We start from the raw sequence: 23,002 nt of genomic DNA on the forward strand, positions 1-23,002 counted from the left end.
TCGTTTCAGTGTGTTAACATGCGTTACACCACTGGAGCCTACCTTATGCCTGATCAAGACCGCATCGTTGCGATCGGGTTGCTCACGCAGCGCGACGTCTTCGCGCTCGGCCACGACCTGTCGCGAGTCTATCCGATCGACGAGGCGCCGTGCTTCGGTGCGTTGCTCGGCGCGATCGATGATGCCGACCGCGCGTTCCACCGCGCGCATGATGCGCGGCAGCTTGCCAGCGCACCCCGACACGGCGCAACCTCGCGCGGGTAGCGGCGTTCGAGACCCGCACCTTTGCGGAGATCGACGATGACGCTGCCTACCGAATTGCTGCTGCTGGGCTGGTCGACGGTCCTGCTGTTCGCCTATGTCATGATCCAGGGGCAGACCGCGACACGCGACCGCGGGCTCGACTGGAATGCCGGCCCACGCGACGGCGAGCAGAAACCACTCGGCGAGATGGCCGGCCGCGCCGAACGCGCGCTCAAGAACTTCCAGGAAACCTACCCGGTATTCGTCGCGCTCGCGCTGGGGCTGGCGGTGACCGATCGCACCGGCGGACTCGGTGCGATCGGCGCCTGGCTGTGGTTCGGCGCGCGGATCGCGTACATTCCGCTATACCTGTTCGGTATCCGCTACGTCCGCAGCCTGTGCTGGCTGGCGTCGATCCTCGGGCTGCTGCTGATGCTGATCCGCTTCCTCTGAGGCTCAGTCGCGCAAGGTGCGGATGATGGCCGAGAAGTCGAGCCCACCCTGCCCGGCCGCCGCGAACGCTTCGTAGCGCTCGGCGGCCTTCGCGCCCATCGGCGTGTCGGCGCCGACGTCCTGCGCCGCCGCCATTGCGAGGCGCAGGTCCTTGAGCATCAGCGCGGCGGCGAACCCGCCCTGATAGTCGTGGTCGGCGGGCGTATCGGGGCCGATCCCGGGGAGCGGCGCGTAGCTCGTCATCGACCAGCTCTGGCCCGAGGATACGCTGGCGATGTCGTAAAAGGCCTGCGCGTCGAGCCCGAGCCTGTCGGCCAGCACGAACGCCTCGCAGGTCGCGATCATCGTCGCGCCGAGGATCATGTTGTTGCAGATCTTCGCCGCCTGCCCCGCGCCGTTCGCGCCGGCGTGAATGACCGCCTTGCCCATGTCGGCGAGGATCGGCTGCGCGCGATCGAACGCCTCGCGCGAACCGCCGACCATGAAAGTGAGCGTGCCCGCATTGGCCGCACCGATCCCGCCCGAGACGGGCGCGTCGACCGCGGCGAGACCCTTGGCCTGCGCCGCCTCGGCGACCTGCTTGGCGGTCGCGACGTCGATCGTCGAGCAGTCGATCAGGATCGCGGACGGCGACGCGACGCCGAACAGCGTGTCGTACACCTCGGCGACATGCTTGCCGGCGGGGAGCATCGTCACGATCGCCTCGGCACCGTCTGCGGCTTCGGCCGCTGAGGCGACCGGCAGGCAGCCCGCGGCCTTCGCCTTGGCCAGCGCATCGGCGCTCAGGTCGAATGCGCGAACGTCATGACCCTTCTTCGCGAGGTTGGCAGCCATCCCGCCGCCCATGTTGCCGAGCCCGATGAATCCGATGCGTGCCATGTTCTCTCTCCTGAATTTCGCTCCCCTCCCGTTTACGGGAGGGGTTGGGGGAGGGCAGCGCCGCATAGGTTGCGTCGGCAACCGGGGCACGCCCCTCCCCTAGCCCCTCCCGCGAGCGGAAGGGGAATTGCATCACTTCCCCGTCCAGGTCCCCGCACGCTTCTCGACGAACGCGGCCATGCCTTCGCTCTGGTCCGCGGTGCCGAACAGCCCGTGGAACAGCCGCCGCTCGAACTGGACGCCCATCGCCAGCCCCGTCTCGAACGCCGCGTTGACCATTTCCTTGTTCGCCAGCACCGCGAGCGGCGCCATCGCGGCGATCGTCGCGGCGGTCTTCACCGCTTCCTCGACCAGCTCGGCGGCGGGGATGATCCGCGAGACGAGGCCTGCGCGCTCGGCCTCGACCGCGTCCATCATCCGCCCGGTCAGCACCATCTCCATCGCCTTGGCCTTGCCGACCGCGTGCGTGAGGCGCTGCGATCCGCCCATGCCGGGGGAGACCGCGAGCTTGATCTCGGGCTGGCCGAACTTGGCGGTGTCCGCGGCGAGGATGAAGTCGCACATCATCGCGACCTCGCAGCCGCCGCCCAGCGCATAGCCCGCGACCGCAGCGATGATCGGCTTGCGCGTCCGCGTCACCTGCTCCCAGCCGGCGAAGAAGTTGCTCGCATACATGTCGGCAAAGCCCTGGCTCTGCATCTCCTTGATGTCCGCGCCCGCCGCGAACGCCTTGGCCGAGCCGGTCAACACCGCGCAGCCCTGCGACGGATCCGCATCGAACGCGGCAAACGCGGCGATCAGGTCGGCGAGCACCTGCGAGTTGAGCGCGTTGAGCGCCTGCGGCCGGTTGAGCGTGACGAGCGTGACGCCACCGCGCTGCTCGACGAGGATCGTTTCGTAATCGGCCATGTCAGTCTCCAATAAGCATCGTCATCCTGGACTTGATCCAGGATCCAGAGCCACGAGCGTCATCGTACATGGCTCTGGATCCTGACTTTCGTCAGGATGACGGATTAACCCGGCGTCCACGCCTCGGCTTCCGGCAACGGCGCGAAGATCTGGTCGATCACGTGATCGGTCACATCCTCGGGCGTCGCCGGATCCCAGCGCGGCGCATTGTCCTTGTCGACGATCACCGCGCGCACGCCCTCGATGAAGTCGTGCCGCTGCACGACATGCGCGCCGACCGCATATTCCTGTTTCATCTCGTCCGCGAAACTGGCCATCGCCGCGCCTTCGTGGAGCAGCCGGAGCGACACCTTCATCGTTTGCGGCGACTTGGTCTTGAGGGTCGCAAGCGTCTTTGCGGCCCACTCCCCGCCATCGGCGTCGAGAGCGGCGTAGATCTCCTCGAGTATGTCGGACGCGAACAGCCGGTCGATCTCGTCCCTGCGCGCGAGGATCTGCGCTTCGGGCGGCGCGATCGACAGCGCATCGAGCACGCCGGCGATATCCTGCGGCGTCTGCGCGATCCGCGCCTTGGCGGTGTCGAGCGCCTCGCTCGGCAGATAATGCGTCGCCAATCCGAGTGCGGCACACTCCGCACCATCGAGCCGATGCCCCGTCAGCGCGAGATACTGACCGATCCGCCCCGGCAGCCGCGACAGATACCAGCCGCCGCCGACATCGGGGAACAACCCGATCCCCGTCTCGGGCATCGCGAACTTCGTGTTCTCGGTCGCCACGCGGTACGTGCACGGCAAGGCGAGCCCGACGCCGCCGCCCATCGTGATCCCGTCCATGAACGCGACGATCGGCTTGGCATAGACGAACAGCCGGTGATTCATCCGGTACTCAGCATGAAAAAACGCGCGCGCCTCCACCCCGTCGCCAGCCCCCGACGCAGCTAGCATCCGGATATCGCCCCCGGCGCAGAACCCACGACCCTCGGCATGATCCACCAGGATCGCCTCGACCGACGGATCCCCGCGCCACGCCTCCAGCGCCTCCAGCACGCCCTCGCACATCGCCAGATTGAGCGCATGCAACGCCTTGGCCCGGTTCAACCGAATCCGGCCGACAGGCCCATCAATCTCAGCAATCAAGTCGGTCACGACGCAAGCCTTTCGAGCGACATCTCTGCGCTCTCTGCGCCTCCGCGCGAAAAATTCTCGCGCGCAGAGGCGCAGAGAGCGCGGAGAAGAAAGATGGAATCGCTGCGCGGCCTCATTGCCGGGTCAGCTCACGACCGACGATCATGCGCATCACCTGGTTGGTGCCCTCAAGGATCGAATGCACGCGCAGGTCGCGCCAGAAGCGTTCGATCGGGTAATCCTGGAGATACCCGTACCCGCCATGCAACTGCAACGCGCGGTCGACCACCGACGAGCCCGTATCGGTCGCCAGCCGCTTCGCCATCGCCGCGAACTTGGTCTTGTCGGGTGCGTTCGCGGTCACCTTGGCCGCCGCGATGTAGAGCAGCGCGCGCGCCGCCTCGAGTTCGGTCGCCATGTCCGCCAGCATGAACTGCGTGTTCTGGAAGTCCGCGATGGGCTTGCCAAACTGCTTGCGGTCGCGCGTATAGGCGATCGCCTCGTCGAGACACCGCTGCGCGCCGCCCAGCGAGCACGCGCCGATGTTCAGCCGCCCGCCGTCGAGCCCCATCATCGCGATCCGGAAGCCCTCGCCCTCGCCGCCGACCATGTTGGCGGCCGGCACGCGGACGCCGTCGAAAATCACCTGCCGAGTCGGCTGCGAATGCCAGCCGAGCTTCTTCTCGTTCGCGCCGAACGACACGCCGGGCATGTCCTTCTCGATCACGAGGCAGGAAATACCCTTGGGCCCGTCCTCCCCGGTGCGGACCATGGTGACGTACACCTCGTTCTCGCCCGCGCCCGAGATGAACTGCTTCGAGCCCGTCACGATCCAGTCGTCGCCGTCGCGCACCGCGCGAGTCTTGAGCGCAGCGGCGTCGGAGCCCGAACCCGGCTCGGTCAGGCAATAGCTCGCCAGCCGGTCCATCGTCACCAGATCGGGGAGATACTTGTCCTTCACCGCGGCCGACCCGAACCGGTCGATCATCCACGCCGCCATGTTGTGGATGCTGATGAACGCGCTCGTCGACGGGCACCCGTACGACATCGCCTCCATGATCAGCGCGGCTTCGAGGCGCCCGAGCGCGATCCCGCCGCTCTCCTCGCTGACATAGATCGCCGCGAAACCGAGCTCGGCCGCCGCCTTGATCGTGTCGCGCGGGAAGATGTGCTTCTCGTCCCACTCGGCCGCATGCGGGGTGATCCGGTCGGCGGTGAAGCGACTCGCGAGCTCCTGGATCTCGCGCTGGTCGTCGGTGAGGTCGAACTGGTTGGTCATAAATCTCTCTTCCGTCATGCTGGGCTCGACCCAGCATCCAGAGCCACAAACGCGGAAACCTGTGGCTCTGGATCCTGACTTTCGTCAGGATGACGACTGGGGGGAATGATATGGCTAGGCAACCCGCGGTCTATATCATGGCGAGCGGGCGCAACGGAACGCTCTACATCGGCGTCACGTCCGACCTGATGGCGCGGATCGTTCAGCACCGCGAGGGCATGTTCGACGGGTTCTCAAAGCGATACGGTGTGAACCGGCTGGTCTGGTTTGCGATGGCGGACACGATGGACGCGGCGATCACACGCGAGAAGCATTTGAAGGTGTGGAAACGGTCTTGGAAGATCACGCTGATCGAGACGGACAACCCGACATGGCGCGATCTGGCCGAGGACTGGGGCTTCGATCCTCTCCCGCCCCCGTCATTCTGACGAAAGTCAGGATCCAGAGCCACGAGCGTTGCACTCCGTAACTCTGGATCCTGGATCAAGTCCAGGATGACGGAAGGGGAGCGCGGCATCCAATCACCCCATCGTCGGAATGACGAACGCGTCGTTGTTCCGCGCCGGGCCGCCATCTTCCGCCATCGCCGGCAGCGCGGAGCCGTCAGGCCAGCGCTGCGTGATCGTCTTGACCTTGGTCCAGAACTTCACGCCTTCCATGCCGTGCTGGTTCGTGTCGCCGAACGCGCTGCGCTTCCACCCGCCAAACGTGTGATACGCCACCGGCACCGGGATCGGCACGTTGATCCCAACCATCCCGACATTCACCCGCGCCGCGAACTCGCGCGCGGCGTGGCCGTTGCGCGTGAAGATCGCGACGCCGTTGCCATATTGATGCTCGCTCGGCAGCCGCACCGCCTCCTCGAAATCGGCAGCGCGGACGATCTGCAACACCGGCCCAAAGATCTCCTCCTTGTACGCCGACATCTCGGTGGTGACGTGATCGAACAGCGACGGGCCGATGAAGAAGCCTTTCTCATGCCCCTGGAGCGCGAACCCGCGCCCGTCGACGACGAGCTCCGCACCCTCGTCGACGCCGGTCTGGATCCAGTTCTCGATCCGGGTGCGATGCGCCGCATTCACCACGGGGCCGTAATGCGCATCGTTGTCGGTCGAGACTCCCACCCGCAAAGCCGCGATCGCCGGGATCAGCTTTTCGCGCAGCGCGATCGCGGTCTTCTCGCCGACCGGCACGACCACCGGCAGCGCCATGCACCGCTCGCCCGCCGAGCCGAAGGCCGCGCCCGACAGGTCGGCGACGACCTGGTCGAGATCCGCGTCGGGCATCACGATACCGTGGTTCTTCGCCCCGCCCATCGCCTGGACGCGCTTGCCCGCCTCGACGCCGCGGCGGTAGACGTAATGCGCGATGTCGGACGAGCCGACGAAGCTGACCGCGCTGATCGCCGGATGATCGAGGATCGCGTCGACCATTTCCTTGTCGCCGTGCACGACCTGGAAGATGCCTTCGGGCAGCCCCGCCTCGACGAACAATTCGCCCAGCCGCACCGGCACCGACGGATCGCGCTCGGACGGCTTGAGGATGAACGCGTTGCCCGTCGCGATCGCGACGCCTGACATCCAGAGCGGAATCATCGCCGGGAAGTTGAACGGCGTGATCCCTGCGCCGATGCCGAGCGGTTGGCGCATCGAATAGACGTCAATCCCCGGCCCCGCGCCTTGCGTATACTCACCCTTGAGGATGTGCGGGATGCCGCAGCAGAACTCGATCACCTCGAGCCCGCGCTGGATATCGCCTCGCGAATCCGCGATCACCTTGCCGTGCTCGGACGAGAGCATGCGCGCCAGCTCGTCCATGTTCGCTTCGACGAGCCGCTTGAACTCGAACATCACGCGCGCGCGGCGCTGTGGGTTGGTCGCGGCCCAGGCCGGCTGCGCCTTCTGCGCGGCGGCGACCGCCACATCCAGATCGGCCGCACCAGACAGGCGTACGCGCGCATGAACTTCGCCCGAATTGGGGTCGAACACGTCGCCGAAGCGCTCGGCCTTGCTAGCTGCACCGCTCGTGAAATTCTCGATCGTCCGCATGGCATCCTCTTCTTGTTGCGTGCATCGTCCGCCATAAGCGTTTCGCAGCCAAGTGGGGCTGTTTGCAGATTCGCTCTGCAAATGTGCAGCTTGAGGTGAGGCGTTCATGGATTGGGACGACGTCCGGTATTTCCTCGCCCTGGCGCGCGCGCACCGGCTCGGCCCAGCCGCAAAACTGCTCGGGCAGGACGCGACGACGGTCTCGCGCCGCCTGCAACGGCTCGAGCGCCGGCTCCAGACGACGCTCTTCGAACAAACCGTCGCCGGGTACGCGCTGACCGAACGTGGCGCGGCGCTCCTCGAACATGCCGAGACGATGGAAGCGTCCGCGCTCGGCATCCAGGAAGTCGTCGGCACCGATGCGGGCGTGCTCGCGGGACCGATTCGACTGAGCGTCTCCGAAGGGTTCGGCAGCCGCATCCTCGCGCCCCGGCTCGCCGCGTTCACCAACCAGCATCCCCGGATCGCGATCGACCTGATCGCCTCGACAGGCTTCCTCAACCCGTCGCGGCGCGAGGCGGATATCGCGGTCATGCTCGCCCGCCCGAAAAGCGGGCCGCTGGTGGCGCGCAAACTCACCGATTATCATCTCGGTCTCTACGCGCACCCCGATCACCTCGCGCGGAGCGGCCCGATCGCGACGACCGCGGACCTGATGCGACACCGGCTGATCGGCTATGTCCCCGACATGATCTACGCGCCCGAGCTCCGCTATTTGGCGGAGATCGACGGGCGGCTGGACGCGTCGATTCGCAGTTCAAGCATCGTCGCGCAGGCCGAGCTGATCGCGGCGGGGGCCGGGTGCGGGATACTCCCGTGCTTCATCGGCGACGGCGTACCGGGGCTGGTGCGCGTGCTGCCCGAGGCGGTCGATATCCAGCGCTCGTTCTGGCTGGTCGTCCACCGCGACGTCCGCCGGATCGCGCGGATCGACCGGTTTATCGCGTGGCTGGACGCGACCATCGGCGATCTGAAGCCGCTGATGCTGGGCACGACGCCTGTCGATGCCGGTGCGCAGATTGCCGCGACCGAGTGAGCCCCGTATAGCGCGCTTCGCGGCGGAATTCCGTTCGTCCGGAGTAGCAGCGTGACCCCGACTTTCTACCACAAGATGATCGACTGGATCGGCGACGGCACCGGGCTGCCCGATACGATCCTGCACATCCATGCCGGCATGGCACTGCTGATGCTCGCACGGTTGGTCACGCGGCGATCGTTCGGCTCGTTCATTCCGTGGTGGGTGGTCGTCGCGGGCGAGGCGTTCAACGAGATCATGGACCGGATGACGTTCGGGTCGTGGCGGTGGGAGGATACGTCGCTCGATATCCTCAACACGTTGCTCTGGCCGACGGTGATCTGCCTTGGCGTGCGACTGCGGCCGATGATCGGCAAGCGCGGGCGGTAAGCCGCGCCTCCATCCCCCCAACGTTATCCCCCCACCGTCATCCTGACGAAAGTCAGGACCCAGAGCCACGAAGGACGACGCCCGTAACCCTGGGCCCTGACTTTCGTCAGGGTGACGAGCAGGCGATAACGGAACGCAAATGACGGGCCCTCACCCCAGCGCGATATACCGTTGCAGGTGATAGTCTTCGTCGCCGAGCTGGTGGTCGATCATTACCAGCCGCTTGGCGTAGTGCGACACCGCATATTCCCACGTCATGCCGATCCCGCCGTGCAGCTGGATCGACTCCTCCGCGACCAGCGCGCCGGTCCGCCCGATCGTGTACTTCGCCGCCGCCAGCGCCCGTGCGCGCGCCTTCGCATCGTCGCCGTCGAACGCCGAGGCGGCGTTGATCACCGCGGACTGTGCCTGCTCGATCTCGAGCAGCACCGTCGCCATCCGGTGCTGGAGCGCCTGGAACTTGCCGATCGGCACGCCGAACTGCTTGCGGTCGCGCAGATAGCCGAGCGTCGCCTCCTTGACGAACTCCATCGCGCCGACCGCCTCGGCCGACAGCGCGAGCAGCCCTGCGCCGACCGCTGCGTCGACGATTCGCTGCCCATGCCCTTCGCCCCCGATGCGTGCGTCCGCGCCGAGCGTCACACCATCGAACGTCACGTCGCCAGCGCCGCCGCCTTCGACGACGCTGTAGCTGCGGACCGACACCCCGGCGGTATCCGCGGGCACGAGGAACACCAGCGGTTCGTCCTGTTCGACCACCACGACGAACACCGACGCCGCACCAGCCTGCGCCACGACCGCTTTGGTCCCGCTGAGCGTCCAGCCGTCGCCGGTCTTCGTCGCGGTCACCGGCGTCGCGCCATCCTCTTGCGCGAACGCGGCGATCGTCTCGCCGGACACGATTCCGGCGAGCGCTTCGTCATGCCCGCCGCCCGCCGCCAGCGCGCGCCCCGCCATCAGCGCACCCAGAAACGGCTCGACCACCAGCGCGCGGCCAAGCGCCTCGAACACCACCATGATGTCGAACCCGCTGCCGCCGAAGCCGCCTGCCGCCTCGTCGAACAGCGCCGAGACGATGCCGAGTTCGGTCAACTGCTGCCAAACCGCCGGGTCGTACCCAGCGTCGCTATACGCCCCGGCGTTGCGCGTATCGATCGGATAGCCGTCGCGCAGCGCGCGGACGAGCGTATCGGCGAGCATGCGGCGGTCGTCGGTGTGGTCGAAGTTCATGTGCTCAGAGACCCAGAATGGCTTTGGAGATGATGTTCTTCTGGATCTCGTTCGATCCGCCGAAGATCGACAGTTTCCGATTGTTGAAATAGCTGGGCGCCGCCATCGCCGCGTCCTCCGGCCCGACATCCTCGCCGTTCCACCCGGCTTCCAAAGCTTCGGGTATGTAGGGCGCGGCGTAGGAGCCATAGGCCCGCCTGGTCAGCGCGGTGATCTCCTGGCGGATCTCGGTGCCCTTGATCTTGAGCATCGAGCTTTCCGCACCCGGCGCGCCGCCGCCCGCGACCGCGGCCAGCACGCGCAAATTGGTCGTCTGCATATTGGCGAGATCGATCTCGACGCGCGCCATCCGTGCCGCGAACAGCGGATCGTCGGCGAGCGCCCGCCCGCCCTTCTTCTGCATCTGCGCGACCTCCTTCAACCGCTCGAACGACGCGATCGAGAAGCCGACGCCCGCGATGTTGGTGCGCTCATAGGTCAGCAGATATTTGGCGTAGGTCCAGCCCTGGTTTTCCTCGCCGACGAGGTTGGCGACGGGCACCTCGACATCGGTGAAGAACACCTCGTTCACCTCCTGCTCGCCGTCGATCAGCGTGATCGGGCGGACTTCGATGCCGGGCGACTTCATGTCGATAAGGAGGAACGAGATTCCCTCCTGCTTCTTGGTGGTCGCATCGGTGCGGACGAGGCAGAAGATCATGTCGGCATGCTGGCCGAGCGTCGTCCAGGTCTTCTGGCCGTTGACGACATAGACGTCGCCGTTCCGAACCGCGGTGGTCTTGAGCCCCGCGAGATCGGAGCCCGCGCCCGGCTCGGAATAGCCCTGGCACCACCAGTCGGAGCCGTCGAGGATGCGCGGCAGCCACTGCTTCTTCTGCTCTTCCGAGCCGTATTTGATCAGCACCGGCCCGAGCATGTTCACGCCGAACGGAACGACGCGGGGGGCGTGCGCGAGCGCCGATTCATTGTCGAAGATGAAGCGCTGGATCACGCTCCAGCCTGGGCCGCCCCATTGCTCGGGCCAATGGTTCGCCAGCCAGCCGCGTTCGTTCAGGATCGCGTGCCATTCCTCCATGTCCGCCTTGCGCAGGCGTTTGCCTTCGCGGACCAGCGTCGAGAGGCGGGCGGGGAGTTTGTCGCGGAAGAAGCTGCGGACTTCGTCGCGGAACGATTCTTCCTCGGGCGTGAAGCTGAGATCCATGGCCATGTGCTCCTGATGTTGGAGTCCATGTGCCACAGTCGATCACGGAATTGAAGGACCGGTATGGTCTAAATCGTACGGATCTTGACGCAATGTGTCGCAGGTTAATCCGGACGGTATCGCCGCCGCCCCGCGTCATCCTGACGAAAGTCAGGACCCAGAGCCAGAAGCGTTAGCAGCTGTTACCCTGGGTCCTGACGTTCGTCAGGATGACGGCGTGGGGGAGATCAGAACCGGTAGCTGATCCAGCCGGCCATGAAATCGGAGTTCTTGTACCCCGCATTCGTCAGCGCAGGGCCGGCGATCAGATGCTCGTACCGCCCGAGCAGCGACAGTCGCGAGGTGATCGGATAGGTCGCCTGGAACCGGATCGTATCGGCGATCTTGCGCCCGCCGAAATTCTGCGTCCCGGCAAAGGCAGTGCCGTTGGCGCGGTATACCGCGTCGGTCGTCGTGTCGCGCCACGACAATTGATATTCCGCCGTCACGCGCAGCTTCTTGAACGCGCTGAAGGTGACGTTCGGCGCGAGCGCGATCAGGTTGGTCGGCGTCGCGAACAGCTGATAGCTGTAATAGATGTTGTTGCCGAACGGCGCGAGCGAGTTGCGCAGCGTGCCCTTGCCGTACGCGCCGCCGCCGCTGGCATAATCGGCGTGGAAGCCGATGCGCGGCGCGGTCTTGCCCTTGCCCAGCTGGTACGTCTGCGCGAGCAGCACCAGCCACGCCTTGATCGAGCGGTTGTCGTACGACCCGCCCTGATAGTTGATCGTCCAGTCGAGATTGACCGGACCCGCATCGCCCCAGACGTGCAGGCCGTAGAAGTTGCGGACTTCGCGCGCGGTGTCGGTGCCCCATACCGCCGTCCGGTTGCGGAGCCGCCAGAGGAAGGGATCGACGTACAGCTTCGACCCGCCGAACAGCGTCTCGGGCACGACGATTCCCGTCGAGATACCCGAGAAGCGCCGCGCGCTCTCCGCATTGTCGTCCTGCGTCCCGCCATTGCCATAGGCCGTCGGCTTGAAATCGAACACGTCGGCGCGGACGCCCGCCGCGCGCGCCCAGGCGCGGAAGCCGTTGAACCCGAAATAGAGCGTGTTGTTGTCGCGCGGCACGACCATCAGGTTCGGACCATCGGCGAAGGTCTGGCGACCATAGCGGACCCCGACATCGACATCGGCGACCGTGCCCGTCAGATCGACGAACGCCTGCTGCACCGCCAGCTTGTTGCGCAGGTTCGGCAGCGCGGTCCCCAGATTCTCACCCTCGAGCGTGCCGTGGGCCAGCTCGCCGTAGAACCGCACATGCTTGCCGACATGCAGGTCGGCGCCGCCGAAGAGGCGAAGAATGTCCTGCCGCTGCGCTTCGGCATCACGCAGATTGGGGTTGGTCGTCTGGTTGACGCGCAGCCGCGCCTCGCCCGACAGCGTCAGATACACGTCGCCATCGCCCGCGAGCGAGATGAACTTCAGCTGGTCGACGATGTCCTTGCGCTTCTTGGGGTCGCGCAGCTTCGACCAGTCTTCCGCCCAGCGCGACTGGTTGTAGCCACCCGCCGTCACGCCGTCGCCGATCGCGGCGTCGGGGTAGCTTTCGGCGATCGGCGACGCTGCGGCACTGTTGGCCGATTCCTTCGCCAGCAGCCCGGTCGGGTTCGCCGGCGCCGCCTGGGCGGTCGCAGTGGTCGAGGCAGCAAGCATCGAAAGCGCGGCCGCGGTCAGGCCGGCTGCATACGCCGTGCGGCGCATCATCATCGAGGTCATAGTGAATATCCGGTACAGGACGTGGGACCGGACGAACCGGCCCCGTACGCGTCAATGGGCGGTGGCGGCAGGCGGGATCGTCGCAGGCACGAACTCGGGCAGCTTGCCCGACAGCGCCGCGTCGAGCTTGTCGCGGTCGAGCGCGCCTTCCCAGCGGGCGACGACGATCGTTGCGACCGCGTTGCCGATGAAGTTGGTGAGGCTGCGGCACTCGCTCATGAAGCGGTCGACGCCGAGGATCAGCGCCATCCCTGCGATCGGCACGGTCGGCACGATCGACAGCGTCGCGGCCAGCGTGATGAAGCCCGCACCCGTCACGCCCGCCGCACCCTTCGACGAGATCATCGCGACGACCAGCAGCAGCAATTCCTGCCCGAGCGTCAGATGCGTGTTGGTCGCCTGCGCGATGAACAGCGCCGCCAGCGTCATGTAGATGTTGGTACCGTCGAGGTTGAACGAATAGCCGGTCGGCACGACCAGCCCGACGACAGACTTCTCGCAGCCCGCGGCCTCCATCTTCTGGATCAGGTTCGGCAATGCGGCTTCCGACGACGAGGTGCCGAGCACCAGCAGCAGCTCGGCCTTCAGATACTTGATCAGCTTGAAGATCGAGAAGCCCGTCAGGCGCGCGACGGTGCCGAGGACGACCACCACGAACAGCGCCGCGGTCAGATAGAAGGTCGCGACCAGCGCGCCGAGATTGGCGAGGCTGCCGATCCCGTATTTGCCGATCGTGAACGCGATCGCGCCGAATGCGCCGAGCGGGGCTGCGCGCATCAGGATACCGACCAGCTTGAAGACGATCAGGCTGAGGCGCTCGAGGAAGTTGAGCACCGGCTTGGCAGGCTCACCGACCAGGCTCAGCGAAATGCCGAACAGGATCGCGACGAGCAGGATCTGGAGGATGTTCCCTTCCGTGAACGCGCTGACCATCGTGTCCGGGATGATGCTCATCAGGAACCCGGTGATCGTCGTCTCATGCGCCTTCACGGTGTAATCGGCGATGCCCTTGGTATCGAGCGAGGCGGCGTCGATGTTCATCCCCGCGCCCGGCTGGACGACGTTGGCGACGATCAGACCGACGATCAGCGCGAGCGTCGAGAAGAACAGGAAATAGGCGAACGCCTTGCCCGCGACGCGGCCGACCGAGCCGAGTTCCTTCATGCCCGCGATCCCCGTGACGAGCGTCAGGAAGATCACCGGGGCGATGATCATCTTCACCAGCTTGATGAACGCGTCGCCGAGCGGCTTGAGCGCCGCGCCGTACGTCGGATAGAAGTGCCCGAGGGCCGCACCCAGCGCGATCGCGATCAGCACCTGGATATAGAGCTGGCCGCTCCAGCGCTTGCGCGCCGGCGTTTCCGCGACGCCATATGTCTGGGATGGTAGGGTCAACATCGCCTCCTGAAAACCTTCGTCCGCTGTCACGGGACGTTATGGCGATGGTAATGCCCGGCCGAACCGCGGACTACAAGACCGAGTCTGACTCCATATAAAACGTTGGTTTTCCGAGAGTTTTCGACATACCCACCTTTCAGATGTGTGAAAAATGCCGCTTTTCAGCAGTAGCAGGACGCGTTGGTGTGTGATAATCCGCACAAATGGCGCGGCTCAGATCCCCCCTTTTCATCACCGCGCTGGCGGTGCTGCTGGCGTTCGCCGCGCTCGGCATGGTCGTCGCAGGAGTCGCCTCGATTTATGGTCCGCGCGCGGTCGAGGACGCGACCGCGACGGTGCGGATGCGCGCGGTCCAGCAGACCCGCAGCAACCTCCGCCTGCTCGAGGCGGAGCTGCAAACCTATCGGCTGTTGCCCGTCATGCTCGGCGAATATCCCGACGTCCGTGCCGCACTCGCCTCGGGCACGATCGATCCGGCGCTCAATGTGAAGCTGGCGATGCTGGCGGAGCGGACCGGCGCCCCGGTGATCTACGCGCTCGATACGCAGGGCATGACGATCGCCGCCTCGAACGCCGCACGTGCGGACAGCTTCCTCGGCCATGATTATCGCTATCGCGACTATTTCACCAAGGCGATGGCGTCGGGCGCGACCGAGTTCTTCGCGCTCGGCAGCGTCAGCGGGCGGCCCGGCCTGTATCTGTCGCGGCGTATCGACCGCGCGGGCCGACCGCTCGGCGTGGTCGTGGTGAAGGTCGAGTTCGGCAAGATCGCGCGCGCGTGGATCCAGGACATGATGGCGACCTTCGTCACCGATCCCGATGGCATCATCCTGATCTCGAGCGATCCGAAGCTCGAATTCCGGACCACGCGCACGCTGTCCCCAGCGCGCCGCGCGGCACTGGTCGCGACGCGCCAGTTCGGCACGTCGCCGCTCGACCCGGCACCGCTGACGCTGCGCGGCGGCGTATGGCACGAGGGGGTGTCGCGGCTGCCCAACGGATCGCCGGCGATCGCAGTCTCGCTCCCGGTGCCGATCGCAGGCTGGCGGCTGGTGCATATGGAGCCGCTCGACGCCGCGTTGCGCACCGCCGCCGCACGCACGCGCTGGGCGACCGCGATCGCGGCGCTGCTGACGATCGCGGTGATCGTTGCCGCATGGTGGCTTCAGGCCCGCCGCAAGCGCAACGCGGGCGCGCGCGCCGAACTTGAGGCCGAGGTCGCAAGGCGCACCGCAGAGCTGCGCGCCACCGCCGACCGCCTCCAGATCGAGGTCGAGCAGCGCGAGGCGTCCGACCAGCGCTTTCGCCAGGCACGCGAGGAGCTGGCGCACGCCAACCGCGTCGGCTCGATCGGCACGATCACCGCCAGCGTCGCGCACGAGATCAACCAGCCGGTCGCCGCGATCCGCACCTTTGCCGACAATGCCGCCGCGTTCCTCGCGCGCGGCGAACCCGCGCGTGCGGCCACGAACCTCCAGTCGATCGTCGATCTCACCAGCCGGATCGGCACGATCACCGCCGGCCTGCGCCGCTACGCACGACGCGGCGCAGGGTCGATCGGCCCGGTTGCGCTCGACGAGGCGGTCGACGGCGTCCGCCTGCTGATCGGCGACCGCTTCCGCGCGAAGGGCGTGACGCTCGACCTCCCCACCGGTCCCGAGGCGCGGCTGACCGTGATCGCCGGCCGTGTCCGGCTGGAGCAGGTCCTCGTCAACCTCCTCCAGAACGCGCTCGACGCGGTCGCCGACCGGCGCGACGCGCGTGTCAGCGTCACGGTCGGCCGGAAAGGCCGCGACGTCGTGCTGACCGTCGCCGACAACGGCCCCGGCATCGCGCGCGATATCGCCGACCATCTCTTCACCCCGTTCGCGACGAGCAAGAAGGACGGCCTCGGGCTCGGCCTCGGCATTGCGCGCGACATCATGACCGAGTTCGGCGGCACGCTCGACCTCGTCCCAGCCCCCGAAGGTGCGATCTTCCGCATGATCCTGGTAAAAGCATGACCGAGCAGCCCCAGTTCGAGCAAAGCGTTCTCCTGGTCGACGACGACGACGTCCTGCGCGGCGCGCTCGAACAATCGTTCGAACTCGCTGGAATCGCGGTGATTGCCGAGCGCGATCCGACCGTCGCGCTGGCCCGCGTTCATGCCGGGTTCGACGGCGCGGTGGTGTCCGACATCCGCATGCCGAAGATGGACGGGCTGGAACTGTTCCGCCGGATTGCCGCGATCGACCACGAGATTCCGGTGCTGCTGATGACCGGCCACGGCGACGTCGCGATGGCGGTCGCCGCGCTCAAGAACGGCGCGTTCGACTTCATCCCGAAGCCGTTCGCGACCGATCACCTGATCGCGGGCGCCAGGCGTGCGCTCGAGATGCGCCGCCTCGTCCTCGACAATCGCCGCCTGCGCGCCGCCGCCGAGGAGACCATCGGCGCGGAACCGCTGATCGGCGAAACCCCGGTGATGGTCCGCCTCCGCGAAACCATGCGCCAGATCGCGCAGGCCGATATCGACGTGCTGGTCGAGGGCGAGACGGGCACCGGCAAGGAGCTCGTCGCCGTCCTCCTCCACCGCTGGAGCAACCGCCGCTCGCGCCCATTCGTCGCGGTCAACTGCGCCGCGCTGCCCGAGGCGGTCGCGGAGATCGAGCTGTTCGGCCATGACGGCGACTCGCGCCTGCCCCGCACCGGCCGGATCGAGGCGTCGAACCGCGGCACGCTGTTCCTCGACGAGATCGAGAGCACGCTGCCGGCGTTCCAGGCGAAGCTGCTGCGGGTGCTCGAGGAGCGCGAGGTGATGCCGGTCGGCGGCGACCTGCCGCGCGCGCTCGACCTTCGCGTGATCGCGGCGGCCAAGCCCGGGCTCGACCAGGCGGTCGAGGACGGCCGCTTCCGCGCCGACCTGCTGTTCCGGCTCGACGCGGTGCGGCTTCGCATCCCGCCGCTGCGCGAGCGTCGCGACGACGTGCCGTTGCTGTTCGGCCACCTGCTCCACCAGGCGGCGGAACGGTTCGGCCGCGACGTGCCGACCATCGATACCGCGACGCTCGCCTATCTCGGCCAGCACGACTGGCCCGGCAACGTCCGCGAACTCGACAACCTCGCCAAGCGCCTCGTGCTCCGCGTCGAAGCCGAAGACGCGGTCGACGAAGACAGCGACATCCCCCTCCCCGCGCGCGTCGACAAGTTCGAGGAAGCGACGATCCGCGCCACGCTGCAACAGGTCAGCGGCGACGTCCGCTCCGCGCTCGCCGCGCTCGGCATCCCGCGGAAAACCTTCTACGACAAGCTCAAGCGCCACGACATCGACGTCGAAGCCTATCGCCCGACCAAAACACCGCCGTCATCCTGACGAAAGTCAGGATCCAGAGTTCCAGACGACGCCGATTATGGCTCTGGATCCTGACTTTCGTCAGGATGACGGCAGTATGGGGCCACGGCGGAGTGTCAGGTCGGAATAACCGGCGGCACCCCGCCCTGCCGCGTCGCCACGAACCGCGCGAGCGGCGGCCCGATCAGCAACACCCCCAGAAATCGCAACACCTGCAACGCCATCACGAACGGCACATCCACCGGGCTCGACGCGGCGATGATCGCGACCGAATCCATCCCGCCCGGGCTCGTCGCGAGATAGGCGGTGACCGGATCGATCCCCCACCAGCGAGTCAGCGCCGCCGCGATCCCGCCGCAGAACGCGATCAGCAGCGCCACCGACAGCAGGATCCTCGGCATCGCCTTGCCCGCCACGCGCAAGGTATCGCGCGTGAACGACAGCCCGATCCGCCACCCGACCACCGCATAGCTGATCGCGAGCAGCCACTGTGGCAACACCGGCGTCGCGATCCCGGTGACGTTCAACGCTGCCCCCGCGACTAGCGAGCCGAGCAGCGCCCCCGCCGGCAGCTTCAACGCGACGCCCACCCCTGCGCCGACCCCAGCGATCGCGATCGTCCGCAGCACGGCGATCGGATCGACCGCCGCGAACCACGTCGCGGCGACGTGATGCCCGCTCCCGCCGCCGACCATCACCGCCGCCAGCACCGACGCGACCACCGCGACGCTCACGACGCGCGTGTAGGTCATCACCGCGACCAGCCGCGAATCCGCGCCGTATGCCTGCGCCATCAGCACCATCGCGCTCGCAGCCCCCGGCGTCGATCCCCACACCGCGACGGTGCCCGGCAACACCTGCCACCGGCTCAGCAGATAGCCGAGCACGCTGCTCGCCGCGAGCGTGACGCCGTTGACCATCAGGAACACCGGCCAGTGGTCCGCCACCGTCGCGACGATCCCCGTCGTGATCGACCCCGCGATCAGCGTCCCCACCGCCGCCTGCGCAGCCCGAAACGCCGAGGTGGGCACGCTCAGCGACCAGCCGCGCACCGCGAGCACCACCGCCGCGATCATCGGCCCGAGCAACAGTCCCGCGGGCAGCCCGACGAGTTCGAGCACGCCCGCAACCACCGCCGACAGTGCGATCAAGACGGCCCAGCGCCCGATCAAGACTTGGTCGCGAACCAGATCACGTGCCGTGCGCCACCCTTGCGCGTGGCGCGCGCGATAACCTCGTCGACCGCGAAACCGGCCTCGTCGAGCCGTTTGGCGAACGGCTTGCTCGGCGCAGACGACCACACCGCCAGCACCCCGCCGGGTCGCAGCGCCGCGCGCGCACGCGCCAGCCCTGCCGCGCCGTACAGCCGATCGTTACCGGGCCGGGAAATCCCGTCGGGACCATTGTCGACATCGAGCAGGATCGCATCCCACGCCCCTTCCGCGATCGCCGCCGCCACGTCGCCCTCGAAGATCCGGGTTCGCGGGTCTCTCAGGCTGTCGCCGTGGAATGCTGCCATTGGCCCGCGCGCCCATTCGACCACCGCCGGCACGATCTCCGCCACCGCCACCTCGGCATCAGGCCCCAGTCGCGCGAGCGCGGCGCGTAACGTGAACCCCATGCCGAGCCCCCCAATCAGCATCCGCACGCCCGGCCGCGCACCGATCCGGTCGCACGCCTGCTCCGCCAGCGCCTCTTCCGAGCCGCTCAGCCGACTGTTCATCAGCTCGTTCGCGCCGAGCATGATCGAGAACTCCGCGCCGCGCTGGAGCAGCCGCAACTCGCCGCCCCCCGGCACCTGCGCCGTCCCGAGAAGAACGCGCGGTACCATCAGGCCGACCACGCCGCGATATCGTCCTGCTCGCCGATCAGCGCGAGCCCGTGCGCGATCGAGGTCAGTTCGCCCCCGCTCATGATCGCCGCCTCGCCGAACCGCTCGACGAAGATCCGGCGGATGCGCGGGATCAGCGACGAGCCGCCGGTCAGGAACACGCGGTCGATATCGCCGCCGACGACGTTGGCGACCTCGAGCGCCCGGTCGACCGCCGCCTCGATCCGCACGACGTCGTCGGCGATCCAGCCCTCGAACTGCGCGCGAGTCACGTCCGCCTCGATCTCCAGCCCCGCCCCCGCAAAGTGGAAATGCGCATCCTCACCGCTCGACAGCGCGCGCTTGAGCGACCCCACCGCATCATACAACGGATAGCCCAGCTCGTTCTCGATTACCGCGATCATCCGCCCGATCGCGTCCGGATCGACCGCGGTCTTCTGCAACCGCTCCAGCTCGGTCATCGTCTTGCGGTTGCGCATCAGCGCTAACCTGGACCAGTCCGCGAAATCGGCGAAATAGGCGCGCGGGATCTCCAGCTCCTTGCCGAACGACTTGTACGCGCCGCCCTTGCCAAGCATCGGCAGCACCAGCCGGTCGAGGATCCGGTAATCGAACCGGTCGCCCGCAATCCCGACGCCCGCATGCCCCAGCGGCGTACACCGCCGCGCCGCGCCCGGCTCGGCCACGCGCACCACCGAAAAGTCGCTCGTGCCGCCGCCGAAATCGGCGACCAGGATCGTCGCCGGCTCGGTCAGCCGCGTCGCGTAGCTGTAGGCGGCGCCAAGCGGTTCGTAGACATAATGGATCTCCGCGCCGAAGCCCTTGAACATCGCGTCATACCGCGTCCGTGCGAGCGCCTCGTCGGGCCGCGCGCCCGCATATTCGACCGGCCGACCGACGACGATCCGGTGCGGCCGCGTGTCGAGCTTGCCGCCCGCATGCGAAATCAGCTTTTCGAGGAACAGCTGCCCCATCTCCTCGAAGCGATAGCGCTTGTCGAAGACCGAGGCCTGCTCGAACGTCTTCATCGCCGCGACCGACTTGAACGACTGGATGAACCGGCTGTCGAGCGGGTATTCCATATATTCGGCGATCGCCCATGGCCCCGCATCCGACGCGAGCCCCTTGCCGCTCTCGTCCTGCCAGAAGCAGAGCGCCGAGCGGAACACCGGGCTCGTCTCCGCGGGCGCGGCGAAGGTTACCAGCTCGGGCGTGCCCCCCGCCGTCCCCAGCGCCACGACGCTGTTGGTCGTGCCGAAATCCAGCCCCAAGGCGGGGCCGCCAGCGTCCGTCTGCATCGCGTCGTCCTTTAATGAACGCGCGCCTATGCCGATGCGGAGGGCGGGATGGCAACCGGTAAAGTCGGTTTCCACCCGATCGCGCGCGCCTTAGCGGCGCTTCAACCGGACGAGCGCGGCGTCGAGCGCGGAGAGGAAACTCGACCGATCGGTCTTGGAAAAGGGCGCCGGCCCGCCGATCACGTCGCCGCCCGCGCGCAGGTCGGCCATGATCGCGCGCGTGGCGATGGCGCCGCCGATCGAGCTGGTGGTAAACGGCTTGCCGGTGTTCGCCAGCACGGTAGCGCCGGCCTTCAGGCAGCGATCGGCAAGCAGGATATCGGCGGTGATCACGACCGCTTTCGCGTCGCTTTGCTCGGCGATCCAGTCATCGGCGGCATCGAATCCGTCGCTGACGACCACGCGACTGATCAGCGGGTGGACGGGGATGCGGAAATGGCTGTTGGCGACGATCGTGACGGGCACCTCGTGGCGCCACGCGACCTTGTAGATCTCGTCCTTCACCGGACACGCATCGGCGTCGACGAGGATGCGGAGCGGGGATGGCGTGTCGGTCATGGTCATCTCACGCCTCTCGTCATCCTGACGAAAGTCAGGATCCAGGGTCACGGGCGGTGTCGTTCGTTACTCTGGGTCCTGACTTTCGTCAGGATGACGGGGGGGGCCTGGAGGCATTCTGCACCTCTCCCCCCACCCGTCATCCCAGCGAAAGCTGGGATATCCCCGTTTGGCGCACGTCGCGAACCACGGGGGAGACCCCAGCTTTCGCTGGGGTGACGGCAGCAAGGGTCGTCGCTCAGCTGCGCTCGCGATTCCCACGATAGGGCGGCTTGCGCGCCGGTGCCGGACCGCCACGCGGTGCAGCCCGGTGCAGCGTCGAGCGCGGACCGCCCGCATTGCTGCGACCGCCGCCGCCGCCGTCATGCCGCGCACCGCTCTCGGGCGCGCCCTGCATCGCCTCGATCGCGACGCCGCTCTCCTCTTCGCCCTGCTGCGCGGTACGCTGGATCGCTGCCGAGAAGCGCGAAGCCACCGCACGCGGAATCTCGAACGCGGTTTCGTTCGGGCCGATGCGGATCGCACCGATCTCGGACTTGGTGATGTGCCCGCGACGGCAGATCAGCGGCAGGATCCAGCGCGGATCGGCGTTCTGGCGACGGCCGATATCCATGCGGAACCAGACGGTGTCCTCGAAGCCCGCGCGCGGACCCTGCGACCGATCGTCGCTGACCGACTGCTTGCTCTGGTCGATCAGGTCCTCGGCCTGCGGCATCGTCGAACGGTGCATGTGCACCAGTGCGGCGGCGATATCCTCGGGCGTCTTCTCGGCCATCAGGCGGACGGCGAGCGCGCGATCCTCCTCCTCGACCTCGACCGGCTGCAACAGCATGCCGATCAGCCGCTCGTGATCGTTCTTGCGGATGTCCTCCGCGGTCGGGGCGTTGACCCATTCCGCGTTGATCTTGGCACCGCGAAGCATCATCTCGACGCGACGGCGACGCGGGAACGGCACGATCAGGACGGCGGTGCCCTTCTTGCCCGCACGACCGGTACGACCCGAGCGATGCTGGAGCGTCTCGGCATCGCGCGGCAGTTCGACGTGCACGACGAGGCTCAGCGTCGGCAGATCGATGCCGCGTGCGGCAACGTCGGTCGCGACGCAGACGCGCGCACGGCGGTCACGCAATGCCTGAAGCGCCGCGTTACGCTCGTTCTGCGAATGCTCGCCCGACAGCGCGACCGCGGCAAAGCCACGCTCGACCAGGCTCGCATGCAGATGACGCACATTGTCGCGAGTCGCGCAGAACAGCATCGCCGTCTCCGCCTCGTGGAAGCGCAGCAGGTTGATCACCGCATGCTCGATCTCGGACGGCGAGACCGTGACGGCCTGGTACGAGATGTCGCCATGACCGCGATCCTCGCCAACGGTCGAGATGCGCAGCGCGTCCTTCTGGTAGCGCTTGGCGAGCGCCACGATCGGCCGCGGCATCGTTGCCGAGAACAGCAAGGTACGACGCTGCTCGGGCGACGCGTCGAGGATCTGCTCGAGATCTTCGCGGAAGCCCATGTCGAGCATCTCGTCGGCCTCGTCGAGCACCGCGACCTTCAAGGCCGACAGGTCGAGCGCGCCGCGCTCGAGATGGTCGCGCAGACGGCCAGGCGTGCCGACGACGATGTGCGCGCCGTGGGCGAGGCTACGACGCTCCTTCGAGGCGTCCATGCCGCCGACGCAGGTCGAGATGCGCGCACCGGCCTTGGCATAGAGCCACATCAGCTCGCGGCTGACCTGGAGCGCGAGCTCGCGGGTCGGGGCGATGCAGAGCACGAGCGGCTTGTGCGGGGCCGGCAGGCGCTGGACGCCGTCCTCGCCGGCTTCACCGAGCAGCTCGCCGGCCATCGCCAGGCCGAACGCGACGGTCTTGCCCGAGCCGGTCTGCGCCGACACGACGAGATCGCGACCGATCGCATTGTCCTCGATCACGTGCGCCTGCACAGGGGTGAGCGCGGTATAGCCACGCGCGGCGAGCGCCTCGGAAAGAAGCGATGGAATATTTGTAAAAGGCATGTACGTCCTACTTGGTGGCCGGCTTACGCAACGGCAAGGCACTGGCG

21 protein-coding genes are annotated in these 23,002 nt (G+C 67.2%); 7 read left to right on the forward strand and 14 right to left on the reverse strand.

What is annotated here, in order from left to right:
* The first annotated feature begins 45 nt into the window (after positions 1-45).
* Together ASE79_RS04180 and ASE79_RS04185 are read left to right on the forward strand one after the other, a co-directional pair.
* On the forward strand, positions 46-264 hold the full coding sequence (locus ASE79_RS04180; protein ID WP_055881323.1) for a hypothetical protein: 219 nt from the start codon (positions 46-48) through the stop codon (positions 262-264).
* Positions 265-300: 36 nt separating this feature from the next.
* A complete protein-coding gene (locus ASE79_RS04185; protein WP_056412068.1) occupies positions 301-696 on the forward strand; it encodes an MAPEG family protein in 396 nt (131 codons plus the stop codon).
* Between the two features lie 3 nt (positions 697-699).
* Here ASE79_RS04185 and mmsB read toward each other — a convergent pair whose 3' ends face one another.
* From mmsB to ASE79_RS04205, 4 genes are all read right to left on the reverse strand, one after another.
* Complete coding sequence (gene mmsB, locus ASE79_RS04190) at positions 700-1,575, reverse strand: 3-hydroxyisobutyrate dehydrogenase (protein ID WP_056412072.1); 876 nt, start codon at positions 1,573-1,575, stop codon at positions 700-702.
* Positions 1,576-1,707: 132 nt separating this feature from the next.
* Positions 1,708-2,484, reverse strand: a complete 777-nt coding sequence (locus ASE79_RS04195) for an enoyl-CoA hydratase (RefSeq protein ID WP_056412075.1) — start codon at positions 2,482-2,484, stop codon at positions 1,708-1,710.
* Between the two features lie 104 nt (positions 2,485-2,588).
* Positions 2,589-3,617 carry an enoyl-CoA hydratase/isomerase family protein gene (locus ASE79_RS04200; RefSeq protein WP_416354502.1) on the reverse strand — a complete coding sequence of 343 codons (1,029 nt, stop codon included), beginning with the start codon at positions 3,615-3,617 and terminating at the stop codon, positions 2,589-2,591.
* Between the two features lie 124 nt (positions 3,618-3,741).
* Entirely contained in the window at positions 3,742-4,887 is a 1,146-nt protein-coding gene (locus tag ASE79_RS04205) for an acyl-CoA dehydrogenase family protein (RefSeq protein ID WP_056412081.1), read from the reverse strand.
* A 110-nt stretch (positions 4,888-4,997) separates the two neighbouring features.
* Here ASE79_RS04205 and ASE79_RS04210 point away from each other — a divergent pair, with 110 nt between their 5' ends.
* Positions 4,998-5,315, forward strand: coding sequence for a GIY-YIG nuclease family protein (locus ASE79_RS04210; protein ID WP_056412084.1), 318 nt, complete (start codon positions 4,998-5,000; stop codon positions 5,313-5,315).
* A gap of 93 nt (positions 5,316-5,408) precedes the next feature.
* Here the strand turns inward: ASE79_RS04210 and ASE79_RS04215 are convergent, their stop codons facing one another.
* Positions 5,409-6,935 carry a CoA-acylating methylmalonate-semialdehyde dehydrogenase gene (locus ASE79_RS04215; RefSeq protein WP_056412087.1) on the reverse strand — a complete coding sequence of 509 codons (1,527 nt, stop codon included), beginning with the start codon at positions 6,933-6,935 and terminating at the stop codon, positions 5,409-5,411.
* 106 nt (positions 6,936-7,041) lie between these two features.
* Between ASE79_RS04215 and ASE79_RS04220 the strand changes: the two genes are divergently transcribed.
* Complete coding sequence (locus tag ASE79_RS04220; protein WP_056412090.1) at positions 7,042-7,971, forward strand: LysR family transcriptional regulator; 930 nt, start codon at positions 7,042-7,044, stop codon at positions 7,969-7,971.
* 51 nt (positions 7,972-8,022) lie between these two features.
* Positions 8,023-8,340 carry a hypothetical protein gene (locus tag ASE79_RS04225; protein ID WP_056412093.1) on the forward strand — a complete coding sequence of 106 codons (318 nt, stop codon included), beginning with the start codon at positions 8,023-8,025 and terminating at the stop codon, positions 8,338-8,340.
* 150 nt (positions 8,341-8,490) lie between these two features.
* Here the strand turns inward: ASE79_RS04225 and ASE79_RS04230 are convergent, their stop codons facing one another.
* The 4 genes from ASE79_RS04230 to ASE79_RS04245 all read right to left on the reverse strand — a co-directional run bounded on the left by ASE79_RS04230 (position 8,491) and on the right by ASE79_RS04245 (position 13,926).
* Positions 8,491-9,570 (reverse strand): acyl-CoA dehydrogenase family protein, encoded by a 1,080-nt coding sequence (locus tag ASE79_RS04230; RefSeq protein ID WP_056412096.1) that lies wholly within the window; start codon positions 9,568-9,570, stop codon positions 8,491-8,493.
* A 4-nt stretch (positions 9,571-9,574) separates the two neighbouring features.
* Positions 9,575-10,771: an acyl-CoA dehydrogenase family protein gene (locus ASE79_RS04235; protein WP_056413367.1), complete on the reverse strand. Its 1,197-nt coding sequence runs from the start codon at positions 10,769-10,771 to the stop codon at positions 9,575-9,577.
* A 227-nt stretch (positions 10,772-10,998) separates the two neighbouring features.
* Positions 10,999-12,522 (reverse strand): alginate export family protein, encoded by a 1,524-nt coding sequence (locus ASE79_RS04240; protein WP_416354503.1) that lies wholly within the window; start codon positions 12,520-12,522, stop codon positions 10,999-11,001.
* Positions 12,523-12,582: 60 nt separating this feature from the next.
* A complete protein-coding gene (locus ASE79_RS04245; protein ID WP_268796147.1) occupies positions 12,583-13,926 on the reverse strand; it encodes a dicarboxylate/amino acid:cation symporter in 1,344 nt (447 codons plus the stop codon).
* 206 nt (positions 13,927-14,132) lie between these two features.
* Here ASE79_RS04245 and ASE79_RS04250 point away from each other — a divergent pair, with 206 nt between their 5' ends.
* Together ASE79_RS04250 and ASE79_RS04255 are read left to right on the forward strand one after the other, a co-directional pair.
* A complete protein-coding gene (locus ASE79_RS04250; RefSeq protein WP_056412101.1) occupies positions 14,133-15,932 on the forward strand; it encodes a sensor histidine kinase in 1,800 nt (599 codons plus the stop codon).
* Positions 15,929-17,281 carry a sigma-54-dependent transcriptional regulator gene (locus tag ASE79_RS04255; RefSeq protein WP_056412103.1) on the forward strand — a complete coding sequence of 451 codons (1,353 nt, stop codon included), beginning with the start codon at positions 15,929-15,931 and terminating at the stop codon, positions 17,279-17,281. The genes ASE79_RS04250 and ASE79_RS04255 overlap by 4 nt, the downstream gene beginning before the upstream one ends.
* Positions 17,282-17,376: 95 nt before the next feature.
* Here the strand turns inward: ASE79_RS04255 and ASE79_RS04260 are convergent, their stop codons facing one another.
* From ASE79_RS04260 to ASE79_RS04280, 5 genes are all read right to left on the reverse strand, one after another.
* A complete protein-coding gene (locus ASE79_RS04260; protein WP_200910305.1) occupies positions 17,377-18,411 on the reverse strand; it encodes an AbrB family transcriptional regulator in 1,035 nt (344 codons plus the stop codon).
* Positions 18,412-18,428: 17 nt separating this feature from the next.
* Positions 18,429-19,091 (reverse strand): hypothetical protein, encoded by a 663-nt coding sequence (locus ASE79_RS04265; protein WP_056413375.1) that lies wholly within the window; start codon positions 19,089-19,091, stop codon positions 18,429-18,431.
* Positions 19,091-20,389 carry an Hsp70 family protein gene (locus tag ASE79_RS04270; protein ID WP_056412105.1) on the reverse strand — a complete coding sequence of 433 codons (1,299 nt, stop codon included), beginning with the start codon at positions 20,387-20,389 and terminating at the stop codon, positions 19,091-19,093. The genes ASE79_RS04265 and ASE79_RS04270 overlap by 1 nt, the downstream gene beginning before the upstream one ends.
* Before the next feature lie 90 nt (positions 20,390-20,479).
* A complete protein-coding gene (locus ASE79_RS04275; protein ID WP_416354498.1) occupies positions 20,480-20,953 on the reverse strand; it encodes a YaiI/YqxD family protein in 474 nt (157 codons plus the stop codon).
* A gap of 232 nt (positions 20,954-21,185) precedes the next feature.
* Complete coding sequence (locus ASE79_RS04280) at positions 21,186-22,955, reverse strand: DEAD/DEAH box helicase (RefSeq protein ID WP_056412108.1); 1,770 nt, start codon at positions 22,953-22,955, stop codon at positions 21,186-21,188.
* Positions 22,956-23,002: the final 47 nt, after the last annotated feature.

It is taken from the genome of Sphingomonas sp. Leaf28, assembly GCF_001421685.1.
Taxonomy (GTDB): Bacteria; Pseudomonadota; Alphaproteobacteria; order Sphingomonadales; family Sphingomonadaceae; genus Sphingomonas; species Sphingomonas aurantiaca.